Origin of the sequence: Bradyrhizobium sp. WYCCWR 13022 (genome assembly GCF_030435535.1) — a bacterium.
Taxonomy (GTDB): domain Bacteria; phylum Pseudomonadota; class Alphaproteobacteria; order Rhizobiales; family Xanthobacteraceae; genus Bradyrhizobium.
This window is the reverse complement of sequence record NZ_JAUIZJ010000045.1, coordinates 1-2,536: the sequence shown is the minus strand read 5'-3', so window position 1 is coordinate 2,536 and position 2,536 is coordinate 1. Positions and strand designations below refer to the sequence as shown.

The 2,536-nt window shown below is 60.7% G+C and carries 1 protein-coding gene; it reads right to left on the bottom strand.

Features of this window, described 5'->3' with window-relative positions:
• Positions 1–152 precede the first annotated feature (152 nt).
• Positions 153–1,721 (bottom strand): MFS transporter, encoded by a 1,569-nt coding sequence (locus tag QY049_RS36610; protein ID WP_232995657.1) that lies wholly within the window; start codon positions 1,719–1,721, stop codon positions 153–155.
• Positions 1,722–2,536: the final 815 nt, after the last annotated feature.

Below are 2,536 nucleotides of genomic sequence, written 5' to 3'. Positions count from 1 at the left end.
CTGGTCCCGGCCGCGCAAGAACGGCGAGTGAGATCCTCCGCCAAGCCCCGCCCGGTTCGCCGGGCGGGGTAATATCTCCATCGGAGAAGCATCTCGCTAATACGCGACACTGCGGTCGCATCCGCCGGTTGTCCGCAACTGCGGGCGTCAAGCTATCCCCGAGCAAAACCCTCGATCGTGCGGCGGACACGCACTTTGCCGGGACCAACGTGGTAGTCTTTTATCACAGCGCCTTCCAGAGCTTGCTCGGCCATGGTGGAGCGGTTGCGCTGGCGCAGGTAGTCGTGCCAGGTGTGGAAGTGATAGCGCTCGATCCACGCTTCTGGGTCTGCCATGTTTTGTGCGATCGACCAACCGTAGGCGCCATTGCGCTGCCTGACGAGCCGAAGCTCTTGCATGGCCTCCCGAAAGTCCGGAGCGTTTTTCTGCTCCACCCGATATTCGATCTCGATCACCACAGGTCCGTCGCGCCCCCTGACCGGCAACCGCACCTGCGGATCTTCGAGGAGGCTTCCCTCTTCGGCACCCTCACCAACAGAAGGCATCCGCAATCGTAGGCCGACCAGAGGAGATGCCAGCATCAGCGAGGCTGCGACAAGCAGCGCTGTTTCAACGCCGGCGATGTCGGTGAGATGTCCCCACCCCCAGCTGCCTATGGCAAGACCGCCGGATGCGGCGGCCTGGTACGCCGCCAGAGACCTCGCGGCAACCCAGCGGGGTGCAGAAAGCTGTACGCCGATGTTCAAGAGCGTCCAAGACAACGTCCACCCTGTACCAGCCAGAACCAATCCGAACGCAGCCATCAACGGATTGTGGCTTAGTGCCAGAGTTGCAATACCCGCTGCCATGGACAGCGTGCAGCATCTCATGGCGGCTTCGCTACTTAAGCGCTCGCGCACCAGCGAGATATTGATCGCTCCCAAAATGGCTCCCAGGCCAAAGGCGCCCAGCATCACGCCGTAAGTTGGCGCGCCACCGAGAAGGCGATCACGTACGACCACTGGCAACAGCGCCAGGATAGCTCCGCTGACCAACCCGAATATGATCGTTCGGACCAACACGATCATAATAGGTGGCGAGTTCGTGATGTACCGGACGCCCAACAGGATGGCATGGCCGAGCCGTTCCGGTGGGAGACGCGACCGCTCACTTGCGCGCTTCCATAGATAGAGCGCGGCGATAAGTGGCACGAACGAGATCGTGTTGAATGTGAACGCGGCTACGGTCCCGGCGGAGGCCACAATGATACCCCCGACTGCCGGACCTACGCTCCGCGCGATGTTGTAGCTGATGCCATTCAACGCAACTGCGGCGGGCAGGGCTTGTGGAGGCACTTGCTCGCCCACTGCCGCCTGCCACGCGGGTCCCAACATCGCGGTGCCACAGCCTGCTGCAAAGCAGAGACCAAGCAAGAGGTCCGGCGTAAGCAATCCCAGCAAAGCGAGTACCGCCAGCGTAGCGCTGGCGGTCAGTGCAATACCGAGTGAAATCAATGCCACGATGCGCCGGTCATGCAGGTCAGCAATTGCGCCGGCCGGAATCGCAATGAGCATCACCGGCAATCCGAGAGCGGTTTGGACCAGCGCGACCTTGTCCGCTGACGATGACATTTCGGTCATAGCCCAGGCCACCCCGACTCCCTGTACCAAACTACCGAGATTTGACACCAGGCTGGCGGTCCAGATGCGGCGGAACGTGCGGTGCCGCAGAGGGGCGGTAATGCGATCGGCCTTGGCAGAGTGGAGGCGAGCTTCAAGGTCAGGCGAGGTTGGCTCAGCTTCCTCGGTCGTCGACCGCTCTTTCGGCTTGCCCGGAGCCAGGACAGGGCCGTTCAATGAGCGAAGCGAATTATCTGGACACACGAAGGTCTGCCTTTCGGCGGACCTTTTCGCGGTCCTACCGATCCCTTAGAATCACACATTATACCCATGCCCGCCGAAGAATTGCAGTGACGAAGTCCTACTTCGCGCCGGATTGCCGCACCGAGAACAAATGCCCGTGAGGCGGGATAAAACATATCTGACATGTGCAGTGGCTCGACGATGAGCTGAGGGCCGCGATATCTGGTTCTCGGCGTCCGGGGGCCGTACTGATCAGTTCTCGCAGATGTCCTGCGGTACGTGCACGCAGCACTGGCCTGGGTCATCACCTGAATGGCCTTAATCTGCAACGGTGAGGCAGCGTTCACATGGATGACGCTGCTAGGATAGACGTACTCGACTGGACGGCCGAGGCGGTGAACTACCGACTCACCCAGTTATTGCGGCCGCGATGCGCAAAGCCGGACCGTTAGGACGTTCCTCATCGTCATACAGATTTCTAAGATTGGTAGCCGACGAGGCATGATGTCGTGTGAGCAGCTTAACGGCTTGCCTATGAAGTGCTACGAACAAGCAGCACCGATTATCACGTCTCGCCCCACATAGCTCCGGCGCCGGGACGAAGCGCACCGCTTGACCGGCTTTGCGGGGACGATGCCGCCCATTCCCGCAGATTGTTTCTCTTCCTTCCCGAACCGTTCCGACCTCTTGTGCAG